Origin of the sequence: Christiangramia crocea (assembly GCF_022410465.1) — a bacterium.
GTDB classification, from domain to species: Bacteria; Bacteroidota; Bacteroidia; order Flavobacteriales; family Flavobacteriaceae; genus Christiangramia; species Christiangramia crocea.
Map to the genome: position 1 here is coordinate 41,138 of NZ_JAJSON010000019.1, position 14,557 is coordinate 55,694.

13 protein-coding genes and 1 tRNA gene are annotated in these 14,557 nt (G+C 39.0%); 8 read left to right on the plus strand and 6 right to left on the minus strand.

Annotated features, from left to right (window positions below):
- Nucleotides 1–7: 7 nt before the first annotated feature.
- Nucleotides 8–2,650: a cation-translocating P-type ATPase gene (locus LU635_RS08560; protein WP_240098171.1), complete on the minus strand. Its 2,643-nt coding sequence runs from the start codon at nucleotides 2,648–2,650 to the stop codon at nucleotides 8–10.
- Between the two features lie 148 nt (nucleotides 2,651–2,798).
- On the opposite strand from LU635_RS08560, the gene LU635_RS08565 reads away from it, so the two are divergent.
- The gene (locus tag LU635_RS08565; protein WP_240098172.1) at nucleotides 2,799–3,257 is read left to right on the plus strand and encodes a hypothetical protein; all 459 of its coding nucleotides are present in this window, start codon (nucleotides 2,799–2,801) and stop codon (nucleotides 3,255–3,257) included.
- Between the two features lie 229 nt (nucleotides 3,258–3,486).
- Entirely contained in the window at nucleotides 3,487–4,479 is a 993-nt protein-coding gene (gene mgrA / locus LU635_RS08570; protein WP_240098173.1) for an L-glyceraldehyde 3-phosphate reductase, read from the plus strand.
- Between the two features lie 11 nt (nucleotides 4,480–4,490).
- Here mgrA and LU635_RS08575 read toward each other — a convergent pair whose 3' ends face one another.
- Genes LU635_RS08575 through LU635_RS17220 form a run of 5 tightly spaced genes read right to left on the minus strand, consistent with a single transcriptional unit; the run spans nucleotide 4,491 to nucleotide 8,531 of the window.
- Nucleotides 4,491–5,462 (minus strand): type I phosphomannose isomerase catalytic subunit, encoded by a 972-nt coding sequence (locus tag LU635_RS08575; RefSeq protein WP_240098174.1) that lies wholly within the window; start codon nucleotides 5,460–5,462, stop codon nucleotides 4,491–4,493.
- Nucleotides 5,459–7,084 carry an ArnT family glycosyltransferase gene (locus tag LU635_RS08580; protein WP_240098175.1) on the minus strand — a complete coding sequence of 542 codons (1,626 nt, stop codon included), beginning with the start codon at nucleotides 7,082–7,084 and terminating at the stop codon, nucleotides 5,459–5,461. Before LU635_RS08580 ends, LU635_RS08575 begins: the two co-directional genes overlap by 4 nt.
- Nucleotides 7,068–7,694, minus strand: coding sequence for a lipid-A-disaccharide synthase N-terminal domain-containing protein (locus LU635_RS08585; protein ID WP_240098176.1), 627 nt, complete (start codon nucleotides 7,692–7,694; stop codon nucleotides 7,068–7,070). Before LU635_RS08585 ends, LU635_RS08580 begins: the two co-directional genes overlap by 17 nt.
- Nucleotides 7,687–8,403: a glycosyltransferase gene (locus tag LU635_RS08590; RefSeq protein ID WP_240098178.1), complete on the minus strand. Its 717-nt coding sequence runs from the start codon at nucleotides 8,401–8,403 to the stop codon at nucleotides 7,687–7,689. The genes LU635_RS08585 and LU635_RS08590 overlap by 8 nt, the downstream gene beginning before the upstream one ends.
- The gene (locus LU635_RS17220) at nucleotides 8,400–8,531 is read right to left on the minus strand and encodes a hypothetical protein (RefSeq protein WP_255749707.1); all 132 of its coding nucleotides are present in this window, start codon (nucleotides 8,529–8,531) and stop codon (nucleotides 8,400–8,402) included. The genes LU635_RS08590 and LU635_RS17220 overlap by 4 nt, the downstream gene beginning before the upstream one ends.
- Nucleotides 8,532–8,721: 190 nt before the next feature.
- Here LU635_RS17220 and LU635_RS08595 point away from each other — a divergent pair, with 190 nt between their 5' ends.
- The 6 genes from LU635_RS08595 to LU635_RS08620 all read left to right on the plus strand — a co-directional run bounded on the left by LU635_RS08595 (nucleotide 8,722) and on the right by LU635_RS08620 (nucleotide 14,535).
- Nucleotides 8,722–8,976, plus strand: a complete 255-nt coding sequence (locus LU635_RS08595) for a hypothetical protein (RefSeq protein WP_240098180.1) — start codon at nucleotides 8,722–8,724, stop codon at nucleotides 8,974–8,976.
- A 135-nt stretch (nucleotides 8,977–9,111) separates the two neighbouring features.
- Nucleotides 9,112–9,185, plus strand: a tRNA-Arg gene (locus LU635_RS08600).
- Nucleotides 9,186–9,408: 223 nt separating this feature from the next.
- Nucleotides 9,409–11,259, plus strand: a complete 1,851-nt coding sequence (locus LU635_RS08605) for a peptidase MATCAP family protein (RefSeq protein WP_240098182.1) — start codon at nucleotides 9,409–9,411, stop codon at nucleotides 11,257–11,259.
- Nucleotides 11,256–12,302: a glutathione synthetase gene (locus LU635_RS08610; RefSeq protein ID WP_240098185.1), complete on the plus strand. Its 1,047-nt coding sequence runs from the start codon at nucleotides 11,256–11,258 to the stop codon at nucleotides 12,300–12,302. The genes LU635_RS08605 and LU635_RS08610 overlap by 4 nt, the downstream gene beginning before the upstream one ends.
- Nucleotides 12,303–12,313: 11 nt before the next feature.
- Nucleotides 12,314–13,225 (plus strand): M14 family metallopeptidase, encoded by a 912-nt coding sequence (locus LU635_RS08615; protein WP_240098186.1) that lies wholly within the window; start codon nucleotides 12,314–12,316, stop codon nucleotides 13,223–13,225.
- Nucleotides 13,226–13,386: 161 nt separating this feature from the next.
- Complete coding sequence (locus LU635_RS08620; RefSeq protein ID WP_240098188.1) at nucleotides 13,387–14,535, plus strand: helix-turn-helix domain-containing protein; 1,149 nt, start codon at nucleotides 13,387–13,389, stop codon at nucleotides 14,533–14,535.
- Nucleotides 14,536–14,557: the final 22 nt, after the last annotated feature.

The following is a 14,557-nucleotide window of genomic DNA, read 5'->3' on the forward strand; positions in this document are numbered from 1 at the left end:
CTTCTATCTAATTTCCGGAGAAATGTGCTGTCCTCTTAATTAACTGCGATAAAGGCACTGTAAAACCACCAAAAAGTATAACCATTAAAAGCTGATCAATTTCCAGAGGTTGAAGGGAAAGCATTGTATTTAAAAATGGAATCCAGTATGCTGTTACCACAATTAGTAAAGAAAGTAAAATAGCTCCCCACACCCATTTATTCCGTGTTACTTCGTTATTTATAAACGAAGACTCTCTTGAAGCCAAGTTAAAAACATTTAGTAATTGTCCCAGGATCAAGGTATAGAAGGCCATATTGTTTACTATTACAGGATGATATTGTTTAAAAGAATATGCATACCAGGTAATTGCGATAACAGCCAGGGTTATGGAAAGACTGTATGCTACGATAGCTTTCCATCTTCCCGAAGTTATTATAGGTTCATCTGATAAACGTGGAGGCTGTTTCATAACATTCTTGCTACCTCTCCCCATTCCCAGGGCCAGCGCCGGAAATACATCGGTTACCAGATTAAGAAACAGAATTTGCAAAGGTAATAAGGGAAGAGGAAGACTGGATATGGAGGCAATAGCCACCGCTATTATCTCAGCCAGATTACATGATAGTAGGAAAACCACAAAATGCCTGATATTCTCAAAAATGTTCCTTCCCTGCCTAATGGCTAATTCTGTAGAAGTAAATTTATCATCCATCAGAATAACATCTGCCACTTCTTTTGCTGCCTCGGTCCCCCTTATCCCCATGGCAATACCAATATCAGCTTTTTTTAATGCAGGGGTATCGTTCACTCCATCCCCTAACATCCCTACCACCAAATTATTCTTCTGATATAAATTCACCAGATTGAGTTTTTGTTCAGGGATCATCCGTGCAAAAATACTGGCATTGAGCAATTTTTTTTCTTCCTCCTTAGAGATATTCTCCAAGTTATTAAAATCGGCCCCATAGATGATATTTTCTGAATTTGATCCACTCTTTATCAGGTTTATTTCCTCTCCGATTTTTTGAGCAGTATTTGGATGGTCGCCAGTGACCATAATAACCTTAACACCAGCATTCCTGTAGGTTTCAATAGCCTGGGCAACATCCTTTCGGGGTGGATCTTCAAAACCTATTAGCCCCAACAGAATAAGATTGCTCATGGGCTCAGAAGGAAGCTCCTTTACTGAATTGTATGCCAGGGCAAGTGTACGGAGTCCGTTTGAAGCCATTCGTTCACCTTCTTCCAGCCATTTTTCCTTATTTCCGAAGTCAATTACCTCTACTCCCGTCTGCAAATAATCACAATGCTTTAAAACGGTTTCCATAGCTCCTTTTACACAAACCAGAACATCAGAATTTTCCTGGTTTATGGTTAGCATGCGCTTTTTCTCCGTATCAAAAGGATATTCCTTTATTCTGGGAAAATCCTGACGCAGTCTCTCCCAGTCCCCATCTAAATCAGTAACAAAACCCAGTAAAGCTTCTTCAACCGGATCTCCCGAATTCTCTTTATCAAATCCTGCGTTATTGCATAATGCCGCCACCTGGAATAACCTCTCTTTTTGTTCTTCAGGAACCGGTAAATCCTGATTTTGAATATTGAAGGTCTCAAGACGCTCATTCTGGACCACAATACTACTCGCCACCATTTTATTCTCTGTTAGCGTACCCGTCTTATCAGTACATAACACACCAACCTCCCCTAGCGTTTCCACAGATTCAAGTTTTTTAATGATCACATTCTCTTTGGAAAGTCTTAGCATTCCCTTTGCCAGGGAAATGGTTGCAACTATTGGCAAACCTTCAGGAATTGCCGCAACGGCCAGGGCTATTCCCGTCTTTATCATCATTAAGAGTTCTTTTCCCTGAATGTATCCGCTTATGGTGGTAAGCGCAGCAAGAATAAGAGTAAGCCATATTAATTTTCTGCTTAAAATATTAAGCTTTTTCTCCAGGGGCGTCCTTACTTTTTCAGCTTCACGGGTGAGTTTACTTATTTCACCGATTTTCGTATTATTCCCAGTACCGGTAACAATTGCTTTCCCATTACCTCTGCTCACGATGGTACTGCTAAAAACCATATTGCTTTGGTCTGATAAGGGTGTTTCTTTATCTAACTTATCGGTATTCTTTTCAATCTGATGGCTTTCTCCGGTAAGTGATGCTTCCTTAAGAGCAAGGCCATTAGAATCTAATAGCCGTGCATCTGCCGGGATTACATCTCCCATCTCCAGGATAAGAATATCACCAGGTACCAACAGACTTGATTCTATATTCTGAACTTCCGAATTTCTAAGTACCCTGCTCTTCACCGGAGCGAGTTTCTGAAGCGCCTCAACCGATCTTATAGCCTGTAGTTCCATAAAAAAACCTATAAGGGTGGTCATTAAGATTACGAATAATACAGCAAAACCCTCTATCCAGTCCTGAAATATGAATGCCAGGATCATGGCTGCAGCCAGTATATATATTATGGGGTCTAAAAACTGTTCGGCGAATATGTATAGAACGCTTTTATCTTTTTTCTTTTCCAGAACATTCAAACCATACCTTTCCTGCCTCTGTACAGCCTCCTCAGAAGACAAACCATTTTCATTACAATCGAAATGTTTTAAAATCTCGTCTATACTGTAGGTATGCGGATTAATTGTATTTTTTTTCTCCATTTAATCTTGATGAGGATAAAAAACTTCAGCGTTCCATACTGAAATTAAAAAATAATGTCTTTTCTGTTAATCCTTAAAATTTCCTTAAATAAAAGCAATAGGCTTTTTAAATTTACGTTGAAAAAGCAAACAAAAAAATCCCTACCCCATGAGAAATTTTAAGATCACCCTGATATTAGTCACCCTAAGCCTTTTCCTAGCCTGTGATAATGATAAGGACGACATAACTCTTTCTGCAGCCGAAGCGGCGCAACTCAACTATATTGTACAGCAGGGCGAGTGGAGAATTTCCAGCTACAGCAGTAACGGCAGTGATAATACTGCAAACTATTCAGACTATTTATTTTTATTTGAAGATGATAATAACCTTTTAGCAAATTCTTCATCAGAAAGTATAAATGGCACCTGGAGGATCAGTAACGATTCGGGAAGCGAAGTTGATTCCTATAAAGATGTGGATTTCAATATTTTTTTCAGTTCCACTGGAAAACTGGCAGAACTAACCAGAAATTATGATGTTATTTCAGCTACCAATGATGAAATTCGGCTGAGCCTGGAAAATGCAACTAATGGCAATGCGGTCCTGCTGACTTTTAGTAAGAATTAAACTTAGATCGTTTCTTCAAAAGTATTTCCCTCTTAGGGATTGAACTTAAACAGTTTAATATAGGCTATCCAAAGCCATAAATATGGCTCTGGATGTTTTGATTATTCAAATTCTTGCTCAACTTCATTAATCAAAGACAATATATACTTAGGAATTAGTATTCTTCCCGTTTAGAATCTCGCTTTTCAAAGGCTTTTTAGTAAATTGGTTTTATAAAAAATAAATAAAAATGAATGCTTACCAACCTGATGAAAAAAGATATGACAAAATGCAATATCGCCGCTGTGGAAAAAGCGGTATCAAATTACCCTTAATATCACTGGGGTTATGGCATAATTTCGGAGATAAGGACGATTTTGAAAACGCAAGAAATATCTTAAGAACTGCATTCAGCAACGGGATTACTCATTTTGATCTGGCCAACAACTACGGTCCGCCATATGGTTCTGCCGAAAAGAATTTTGGAAAGATCTTTAAAGAAGATTTCAGGGCTTACCGGGATGAGCTCATAATATCTACAAAAGCCGGTTGGGATATGTGGCCCGGACCTTACGGCAATTTTGGTTCAAGGAAATATCTTATCGCAAGTCTGGACCAGTCACTACAGAGAATGGGACTCGATTACGTTGATATTTTCTATCACCACCGCCCCGATCCCGAAACACCTCTGGAAGAGACCATGGGAGCACTTGATCAGATCGTGAGACAGGGAAAAGCTTTATATGTGGGTATTTCCCAGTATAATGCTGAAGACACTGCCAGGGCAGCTAAGATCCTGAAGGAGCAAAGAACCCCCTTTCTTATCCACCAGCCTAGATATAATATGATGGATCGTTGGGTTGAAGATGGACTGCTGGACACTCTCGAAAAAATAGGGATTGGTAGCATTGTCTTTTCTCCACTTGAGCAAGGGATCCTAACTTCAAAATACCTGCACGGAATTCCTGAAGATTCCAGAGCAGCGACTGAAGGCAGCTATTTAGATAAATCGCAGATTACTGATGAAGTGGTTAAACAGGTTCAGGAACTGAATAAAATTGCTGAATCCAGAGGTCAAAGCCTGGCTCAAATGGCGGTCGCATGGTTACTGAAAGACGAAAGAGTCACTACAGTGCTGGTTGGTGTAAGCAAAGTATCACAGCTGGAAGACAATATTGCTGCTATTAAAAATACAGAGTTTAGCCAGGACGAACTTCAGAAGATAGATGAGATACTAAAATAGGTAGCAACCCATTATTTAATGTAGATTTCAAGAAGGTCAGCGTTTTTGGCCTTCAGTTTCACCTTTTTGGCAGATGCCGGAATCAGCAGGCTCTGTCCCTTTTTGAGATCCTCTGAATGGTCATCAATGCTTATTCTGGATTTGCCTTCAACACACATATAGATCACAAAAGAATCCAGAGAGGAATAATCCTTTTCCAGCTCACCTTCAACAGGCAGAATATTGGTAGTGAAATACTCACAACTTGCAATTTCAGAGGAGGTATTGGTATGTTTCTCATACTTCAGCCAGTAATCGTCTTTCTTTTCAAAGTCTATAGCGTCCAGGGCCAAAGCTGTGTGCAGATCCCTTCCCTTTCCTTCTGAATCCAGCCGGTTCCAGTCATATATCCTGTAGGTGATGTCTGAAGTTTGCTGGATCTCCGCCAGAAGCACTCCGCCTCCAATGGCATGCACCTTTCCGGTATTGATAAATACCGAATCACCTTTCTTAACTTCTTCAAAATTCAATAATTCGGTAATCTTTCCCTTTTCAAGATATTCCAGATATTCCCGTTTGTCCAGATCCTTTTTGAAACCAATATTCAGTTTTGAACCTTTATCTGCCTGGATTATATACCACATTTCGGTCTTACCGAAAGAATTATGCCGTTGTTTAGCCAGTTCATCATTGGGATGTAACTGTACCGACAAATCGGTTTTAGCATCTATGAATTTTATAAGCAAAGGGAAATCGTCCCCGAATTCCTTATAGATCTTCTCCCCTACCAGATCACCTTTATGTTCTGAGATAAGCTCCTTTAAATTTTTACCGCTTTCATCTCCATTCTGTACCACCGAGATATTACCTTCAACTCCAGAGATCTCCCAGCTCTCTCCAACATGTTCCCGGCTGGTGTCCTTATTGAGGATATCTTTTAATTTTCTGCCTCCCCATATTTTGTCCTGAAGAATGGGTCTGAATTTAATAGGATAATCAATCATTGTTTGGTTTTCTTGGTAATCAAATATAAATCTCTATACAATCTTTCCTTATGGGTATTCCCCACCGGATTCATGTCAATTTCGTCAATTTTATCCACCTGGAATTCTGAAAATACCTCTTTCATCTCCTCTTTCTGACCTTTGGTTGCTAAAATCAGAAATTTTTCAGACACCGGCATTTCGAAGCTATCACCATTCCAAAGTATCTTAATAGGCTTGCCGTATTCCCAGATTATTTCCGGAGTAAAGCCTTTAAATTCATATAATGGCATAGGATCCTTTTCAATATAGGTGTCTACATGCCTGATGCTGGTATAATTCGGGTTTGCTTCTATCTTTCTGGCCATTGGAAGCCCGAAGAATATAATACTAATAATAAACCAGACGCTAAGGTAGAAAACCGGTTTAAATCGGTTTATTTTAAGATAATACAGTATTAGCACTCCAATACCAAAAAGACATAGAGAAGTAACCAGAAACCATGGCCAGATATTTACCAGCTCATCCTGGAAATAGATAGCTCCCGCAATAGGAAAACTTAGGCCAATAATTGCAATGAGTATAAAATTGAAATAAACCACCCATTTCTCTTTTCCGGGTAACATGTCAAACCTCCGGAAAAGATATTCTATATAAAAACCAGTATTCAAAGCCATTGGAATTAGTACTGGTAAAAGATATCTGGATTTTTTTTCAGGAATAATGGAAAGTAAGACTACAGAAGCCAGAGTCCACCAAAGGGTAAATTTATATCCGGGTTTATTGAATACACGATTCTTAAGATATGGGTATAACAGACCTACGAAGGCCGGGATGGTCCATATCCCGCTCTGTATCACAAAACTCCAGTAATAATAGAAAGGCCGTACGTTATAATCCAGCCAGCGACCCGTCTCCTTTTCCGTAATCCTGGATACTGCATGGGTGTCGAAAAAATATACATAAAGGCTCCAGGAACCTGATATCATAAAGGCTGTAACTAACATTAATAATAAAGGCTTCCAAATGCTTTTAAACCTTCGGTACCTATAAACCGCGCCGTAAGCAATCAAAAATGGCAGAAGAAGCGCATACATAGATACGGGGCCCTTACTTAAAAAGGAACACCCAATAAGGATACCGGAGATTATTGCATTGGTATATTTATCTGATTTTTCCGTAAAGATCTTATACAGTCCATAGATTGCCATGATCATCCAGGCATGCGTATGGATGTCCCACTGCCCGTCCCTTCCGGAATAAAGTATATAAAAGGATGTAGAGGCAATAAGTCCGGAAATGAAAGCAAATTTCCTCTGGGCCGTAAACTTAAGTCCCAGTTTATAGATAAAAACGACTGTTAAAGTACCCATTATGGCCGCAGGTAATCTTAATGCGAAAAGGCTTTTCATCCCGAAGAGGAACATAGAAATTGCCGTGAGCCAGGTTGGCAATGGTGGTTTTTCATACCTGGGTTCATCATTAAGAGTTGTAAATATCCAGTGATCCAGATTGATCATTTCCCGGGCCGTGGCGAAGTTACGTGCTTCCATGATGTTCACATAAATGGCATCCAGGTTAACGAAAAATATCGCCAGACATACCAGAATCAATAAGAGAAGATAATTATCCTTTAATTTCATTCCTATGAATATAAATATTTCGAATGTACATTATCATACCAAAACCATGTCCTGCGAGTAAAACAGGGTCTCTTCTGAAAACAGCATAGATCAGTATAAGACCGGAACCAAGCAAACTGAGAAGCCAGAAACCCATAGGCAGTGACGATATTTTCCTTCTTTCCGAATAGACCCACTGATAGACAAACCTAAGGTTAAAAATTAACTGCGCAACCGAACCCAGGAGTATCAACCAGAATGGGATATCCTCATTTCTAAAAAGTCTGGCCGCATTGTACTCATTATTATTGAAACCATATATTACTATAAGAACCGGAAATATCCATAAAAAGACTCTTAAAAATCCGGGGAATCTTATCCACTCTCCCTGCAACTGAAGGTTCCTTATGTAAATGAAATAAGTTAGGGCCTGGCCGAACATGATTGCAAAATCATCCCTGAGATAGCCATAGACAAACAATAAGAAGGATGCAAATAAACTTAGCTGCCAGAAAATTACCGGAGTAATGATTTTTTTGCTCTTTTCTGAAAGTAACCACTGAAGAATCATACGCCCTGAGAACAATAGCTGTGCTGTAAATCCAAGAGCATAGATCAACCAGTTACTCATCTTTATCGGCTACTTTATAGTTTATATAGGATTTTTTCATCCATACATAGGCAAAACAGTCCAGTAATGGCCCCATAAAACGATTTCGAAAATTATACTTTGATTTGCCGGCCAGTCGGGGATAATGAGGGATCTCCACCTCTTTTATCCTTCCATTTTGAAGAAGCACCATTGCTGGCAGGAACCTTTGTAAACCCTTAAACATTGGGATATTTTTAGCATAAGCCGTCTTTATGATCTTTAACGGGCAGCCTGTATCATGCATATAATCCCGGGTAAAAACATTTCTTACACCATTCCCCACCTTAGAAGATATACGCTTTACAATTGTATCTTTTCTTTCCTTTCGCCATCCTGTTACCAGGTCGTAGTCTCCCAGAAAAGGAAGCAACTTTTCAAAGTCTTCCGGATAGGTCTGCAGGTCGGCATCCAGGTATCCCAGAAAAGGGGTGTCGGTATGGTCAAAGGCGGCCTTAAGCGCAGCTCCTTTTCCAAAATTCTTTTCAAAAATCAGATATTTAAAATCTTCATTTTTAGAACAGAATTCCCTTATCATAGAAGGACTCGCGTCAGAAGAACCATCATCAACCAAAAGTACTTTGGTCTTCTTAGAAGCCCTGGATAAATATTCTTTTAACTGAACAAAGAGTTGCGGAAGGCATTCCTGTTCGTTATAGACGGGAACAATAATGGTAAATTCGTAAGTCATGCTTTAGCGGCAATTCCATATTGAAGGTCAAGGATATTGTCACCGGATTTGATAGCAATATTCATCGAGAAGCAGGCTTGCTCTCCATTTTCGTATACCGGAGAGATTTTTAACAGAAATTCAGGCATAAATATGAGCTCGAAATTTCTGGCTAAATTAAGATAATTTTATAAACCCGCATTGATGTCCTTCACCGATAAATTCCTGCAATTAAAAGATTTTAGGTGATAATCCCACTGATGAAGCACATTTCCTTATATATTTGAGTTGCCAAATCTATTCGAATTACCTGCTTGCTAACTGTAAAAAAAACCGGTTATGCTCAAGCAACAGGATTATATTTTAAATACCCAGGAAGAATATAAACAGATCGATTCTGTAAAGAAAATGATACAGGATATCCACGAATCTGGTAATTTCTTTCATCTTTCATTGAAGACTCTGGAGCTTATAAGGCGCTTTAATATGCTGTTTGTCCGGGTATTCGAGAAAAATGATGAATCACCAAGCGTCTTTAATCAGCTGGTGATCCTTAGCCATCACCTGGAAGAGCAATTATTACGCGAAAACTGAAAAACTAAAAAATACTATTTACTGATAATCAAAAACTTCCTTCGGGAAGTTTTTCATTTTTAGACAGGGCTTTATTTTTTAAATAAAAAATCATTGTTTTATTTACAAAGAGGTTTATATTTGCAACCGCAAAAAGGTCTCGTAGCTCAGCTGGATAGAGCATCTGCCTTCTAAGCAGACGGTCACAGGTTCGAATCCTGTCGAGATCACAAAAAGCCACGCACAGCGTGGCTTTTTTGTTTCTAGTCATTTCTAAATAGCTTTCCTTTCACAATAAATTATAGGCCTTTCTTAAAGTATTGTCAAAACTCGCATTTTGGTGCTGCAGAGTTATTAATCTTCATAAATTAGGTACAAGTACTAATAAATACCGATTCATAAACCCCTAAAAATGATGCATTTATAGCATTATTTAAATAAGTTTTTGAAGAAATGCAGGAAATACCTGATCTATCTAAAAATTCCATTGAACAAATTTTAACAATTCTTGAAAAAGAAAAGGAGATTAGTTGTAGCCTACCTGGTAAAGGAATATTACATATAGAAAAGGAACTGCCTTACCTGGTGATTTACAGGCGGAAGAAAAATGATAAGGGTACCAGAAGGTTTGTTACCAATGAAGCATCTTATCTAATCATCGGCGACGAAGATTTTCCGGGATATCAAAAATTGCTTTATGCCATATCCGATAAAATATCTGCAGACCTGGAAGCCTTTCTGTTATTCGAGATCTATGCCGGAGAGCAGGGATCTTCAAAAATAAAAATCAAGGGACCTGCACAAAGACTTCCTTCCGCGCTGGATACCTTAAAGGAGGATTTTCTGAAGATAAATTCCGAATTTACAGGAATCTATCTGGATACCGAGATTCTTGATACCCCACACAGGCAGCCGGAAAATTCCCCACATTTAATGGAAATTGAAGATGCCAAGAACTGTGGTGCCGTGGTGGTGGGTCTTGAAATACCTCCAATCTACAGAAATGAAGAGAATAAATTATATCCAGTTTTCTTCAGGAGCTTCAAGGATTTCTTGGTAAAGGCTATTCATCGTTCGTTCTATGAATTTATAAGGGTTCAGACCTCCGGTGGTGTGGCAAGTTATAATGCCCTTGGCAGAAAGTACCTCAAACAGATCGTATATGATATAGACAAGCAACTCACAGATATAGAAAAATCCTACCAGTTCCTGTGGCTTGTATCACCGGCTAACATTCATGAAATAAAAGAAAAGTTCTTTGAAAGCAATTATGAAAAAGTCATGGATTACCACTACAGATTGCTTCCTGTAGACCCAGACGTGCTGAAACGAAGGCTTTATAACCTTAAAATGGAAGATATAGACGATCCTGCCATGTCTTTCCTATTCCGTGAAAAGCGCGAAGAACTCGATTTGCAGATAAGCATGCTTAGCGAACGGGGAACCCGAAATTTCATGTATGACAGTATACGCTTATACAAAGGTGTTGAAAATGTGTTGTGTGAGGAAGCACGGGGTATACTGAATGCTGTTGATGAAGAGGACCCGGATAAAGATAAAGATCTTCTCGACTCAAAGGCCTTTAGCAGTATGGCCAGAAAAGAGTTCGATTATTACAAGCAGCAGGACGAAAACTTCAAATGCAAGGTTCATATTAGAAAGGATGTGAATGTGATGATGGTCTCCCATGGGGAATTATATATACCGGAAGACTATAAAATGAGCCGCACTGAGGCTAAAGCCCTTATTCAACATGAGGTGGGAACTCATGTACTCACTTATTATAATGGTAGTAATCAACCTTTACATCAATTAAGCAACGGGCTGGCAGATTATGATCCTCTACAGGAAGGTCTGGCTGTGATGTCTGAGTTCATGGTAGATGGCTTGACGGCTAACCGACTTAGAATCCTCGCCGGAAGGGTGCTTGCCGGAGAGGCATTAATGGAAGGCGGTGATTTTCAGGAAATATTCCGACTCCTTAAAATGGATTACGGATTCACTCCTCAAAGAGCTTTCAATATTACCTCGCGGATTATGCAGGGTGGCGGTTTTATGAAAGATATAATTTATCTGAAAGGACTGGTTCTGCTAAAGGAATACTTAAAAAACGGGGGAGATTATGAACCGCTTCTGGCAGGAAAATATGGTATAAAACATACCGGTATTATTAAGGAATTAACAGACAGAATGGTTCTTAAGCCGGTACAGGTAAAACCAAGCTATCTGCATAGCGAAAAAATGTGTGAAAAATTAGAATTAATCCGGCAGGGACTTAGTCTGCCACAAATGGTATGTAAATGAAAATATGTTTTGTTTTAAATGATATTCAGAGCGAAGGCAATGGAACCTCGAGCGCTCTAATGTGTATGGCCCATCAACGTGGTCATGACGTATATGCAATGGGAGTAGGTGATTTTAATTTCCATCATGATGCTCCTATTACTGTAAACGCAACTCAGGTTCCCAAGAACACAAAAACCAAATCGCCAGCTAAATTCCTTGAAGCTTTACAAGGCAGTAAAGCCAGGAAAAAGCAAATTGACTCCACTAAACTGGACGTTCTTTTTATCAGAAACAACCCTACCGAAGAAGTTGGAAGACAATGGGCAGAACAGGCTGGTGTAGCTTTTGGGCGAATGATTCAGCAACAGGACGTTCTGGTGTTAAATGATGCCTATGCGCTTTCCCACGCCTTTATTGACAAACTATATTTTGAAGAGCTGCCACAGGAGATCAAACCAGATTCCATAGTTACGAGAGATAAAGATCAACTCCTGGATTTCTGGGAAAAACAAAACAAGAAAATGGTCTTAAAACCCCTGGAGGGTTCCGGAGGCCAGGATGTTTACCTCATAGATGAGCATGAGAAGAACGTGAACCAGATAATTGAACACCTTAGTTCCCAGGGATATGTAATTGCCCAGGAATTTCTTCCTGCAGTAAAAGACGGGGACGTAAGGGTTCTATTGCTGAATGGGAAAGTTATGGAGAAAGATGGTGAAAAAGCTATTATTCGCCGGGTAGCGGGGGAAGGAGAATTCCGAAGTAATTTTAAACTGGGCGCCACCGCAGACAGCAGTGACCTTACCCCGGAAATGCAACGTATTGTTGATCTTACCGCACCAAAACTTATCCGTGACGGATTGTTCTTTGTTGGCTTAGACATTGTGAAGGATAAGCTCATTGAAATCAATGTATTGAGCCCCGGAGGAATGGAACGTTTCAAAGACATTGGCCTTCCCCCTTTCACCGATTATGTGATCGAAGCGATTGAAAGAAAAGTGGAATATAAAAGGGTGTACAAAGGTCAGCTTTCCAACAGGACACTGGCTACAATGGATTAAATTTTTAGTTTATGAATGAAGAGTTGAAAGAAGAAATACCACGGATAATTGGGAAATACACAGCAGGTACCAAAGGCCCGCTACTGTTTGTTACGGCAGGTATCCACGGGAATGAGCCTAGTGGTGTAAAAGCCTTGGAAAGGGTCTTCGCGGAACTGGAAAAAACAAGACCTTCAATTAAGGGAACCATTATAGGTGTATCCGGAAATAAAATGGCGCTCAATCAAAACAAGCGCTATATTGATGAAGACCTGAACAGGACCTGGACCAAAGAGAATATAAAGAGTGGGTATAAGGATTCTCATGAAAAAAAGGAAATGTTCGAGATCATTGATATTCTTGAGCAATATCCGGAAAATGATTTTACCAAAAGATATTTTTTGGATTGTCATACTACCTCCTCTCCCAGCCTTCCATATGTTTCGGTACAGGAAGTAAATGATAATGATGCATGGGCCCATAAATTCCCTACATACATAATTCGCGGGTTTAGTGATATTATTACAGGAGACATAGACCATTACCTCAGCCGAACCGGAATGACGGGTTTTGTATTTGAAGCCGGGCAACATACAGATAAGACTTCTGTAGAAAATCATGAGGGAGTGATCTGGCTTGCGCTTAAGGAAGCCTGTGAACTTGATCTTACGAAGATCTCAACCTATCCTGAATGTGTGGATCGTTTTGCAAAAAAGAATGCGCCACCCCAGAAAACCTTTGAAATAATTTACAGACATGGTCTCGAGGATAGCGATATTTTTGAGATGCAGCCTGGTTATGAGAATTTTCAGAAAATTGAAAAAGGAGAGCTTCTGGCCAAACAAAACGGGAATGAGGTAAAAAGTGAATGGGATGCCCATATCTTTATGCCATTATACCAGTCACAGGGAAATGATGGCTTCTTTGTCGTAAAAGAAGTATAAAAAAATTTCATTAAGAAATTGTACTAAAAAAGACAGTAAAAAATATGCTGTCTTTTTTTTTGCTTAATTTTAAAGTAATAATTCCCTACAAGTTTTTAATCGATTGACTCTTAACGTATTACATGTATATGACTTAGGTTATTTATTCATAAACCGAAAAAATGGACACAATAATTAGTATCATAAACTTTGTTTTGATCGCCGGTGTGATACAGGGCTTTGTGTTCAACATTTTCACGATCCATATAACAAAAAAAAGAGTGGGATGGGCGGTAATCTATCTAAATCTTACCGTTCTTTTTATTTCTTTAAATAATTTGCAGGCCTGGCTGATAGAAGCTGGCTTCTCTACCAATAACTTTTTCTTCAGGGAACTCCTTGTCCCGTGGTATATGCCTATCATGCCAGTTTTCCATGCTTTTCTTGTTTATTATTTACGCATTGAAAATTCGGTTAAAAAATATATTAGACCGGCTATTTTGATCTTTTCCTTAGAGATGATTATAAGAATTACCCTGATTGCTTTTGTCTATTATTTTATCCCCGAGAGAGATAATTTTCTTATAACCAACTTTACTATTTTCGAGGAGATCTTTAACGCTCTTTTTCACCTGCTTATATTCTATGAATGTTTTAAACTGGTTTTTAAAAAGAAGCATTTATTTCCATTCATTTTAAAATATGACGATATATCATGGCTCAGAGTGATACTCAGGCTGGGAAGTTATGTTTTTATCTTATGGATACTTGCGATCATCATCTTCAATATTACGGGAGACAGATTAGCTTATTACCCCTTAAGACTGGGAACATCTGTCCTGTTATACTGGATAGGCTATCAGGGATTCTACAGGTACCATCAGGTAAATGATCGTATATCTTTAAGAAGATCAATCTCCTCCAGTAAAGCCCTTAGGGTAAATGATCATAAGTTAGAGAGTTCTCGAGACAGCTCTGAATATAACACCAAACATCAGAAGGATTTTGAAAAAATAGATTCTTATATAATAGAAAAGCAGAGTTATCTGGATCCAAATCTTGGGCTGGAGGAACTGGCCAATCAACTGGATATGAGTCCTACTCATTTGTCTAAGATTATCAATACCTACAGTGATTATAATTTTTCAGATTATATCAACTCTTTAAGAATTCAGCAGGCTAAAAAATTGCTTAACGATGACAGTTTCTGCCGGTATACTATTGTATCCATCGGCCTTGAATGTGGATTCAACTCTAAATCCACTTTTTATTCCGCTTTCAAAAAATTCACTTCTCAAACACCATCGGAATACAGAGAGACTACCTGTTAGTGTCCGGATTTAATTCCGGACG